Consider the following 1,249-nt stretch of genomic DNA (forward strand, 5'->3'; position numbering starts at 1 on the left):
GTATCTAGATGAGGATTGGCCTTTGACCCCGACAGCGAGCGCACTGTAGCGGTAAACACCATCGGCTTGGGGCTATGCTCTGGGAGCGCGATACGTATTGGCTCACCTCGTGGTACACAAACCGACTCGCTATGATATGCAACTTGCTTAGGGTCATTGGCACTGCCTTGCTTATACACCTGTTTACTGCGAATACAGGTATAATCGCCGCCTTTCGCTGTGCCCAATTTACCATTTAACGAAAACGAATAACCGGCATTGGCTTCGGCTACGTTTCCTACCAGCGTGACTTCATTTTTACCTTGTTGATAGGCAAGCTCGAGATTGCCGGTGCGCTCAAATTGCTCAGCGGGATTTTGTGCTGCAGGCTCAAAATAGCTACGCTGGGCCGAGCTGACCGAGGTTGGTGGATGGGCATTCACATGCACTTGTGAGCCACCCATTCTAAAACGATGGCGGCTTTGGCACTGCGTAAACCCAACAAAGCCGGTTTCATGTTCGTGCACCAGACCATCTTTATCCGTTACCGACAGCAAGCCTCGTTCAATATACGGGCTTGCAAGATTCCCCTCGGCAATCACTATCGACTCAATAAAATCATGGCATTCAAACCAATAAATTAAGCCGTACTTTGCTAAGAGTCGGGTGAAAAAGGTGTAGTCGTTTTCTAGCGCTTGTACGCACTGCGGTAGCGTGGGTAAATCTTTAGTGACTCGCCATTTTATCCGGTCTTGTGAATAGCCGGCTTTTTGTATCAGCTTATTGAGAACAGACTGGACATTGGCTTGTACAAAGATTTGGCTTTTTTCTGTTTGCTTAAGTAACTCAAGGCGAGGCTTTAAGACCACCTCTGCACCACAGGTGTGCTCAGACACAAAACCAGATTGGATATCAAACAAAGTCCCAGTGAAATACGTTGATATTGCATCTGGTGACTCAATTTCAAACGTGAGCATATTGCCGACGAGTAACTCATCAGCAAGGTCAAATTGGGATTCTAGGTTCGCTTTGAGTAAAAAGCCGCTATTGACACAGGTCGTGAGTTCAAAATCGACGACATGTACAGGATGGTTAGTACCATACACCACAATCCTTGTTTGCATTTTTTATGTCCACTGTTGTTGGTTAAAGCCGTTCCACCAATACGCGATACTACTTCCTAGTGTGCTGCGATTGGTTTTTATTTGCGCGCTATTGTTACATAAAAGGCAAGCATTTTTAACTCATTTTTTTATTCAGCATTCGAATG

General features: G+C 45.9%; 1 protein-coding gene. It reads right to left on the minus strand.

The features are described 5' to 3' along the window. Window positions 1-1,103: contractile injection system protein, VgrG/Pvc8 family (locus NO992_RS23315; protein ID WP_371380801.1), on the minus strand; the 1,103-nt coding region annotated here is incomplete at its 3' end. Between the last annotated feature and the right edge of the window lie 146 nt (window positions 1,104-1,249).

It is taken from the genome of Pseudoalteromonas sp. DY56-GL79 (genome assembly GCF_041414765.1).
Taxonomy (GTDB): domain Bacteria; phylum Pseudomonadota; class Gammaproteobacteria; order Enterobacterales; family Alteromonadaceae; genus Pseudoalteromonas; species Pseudoalteromonas piscicida.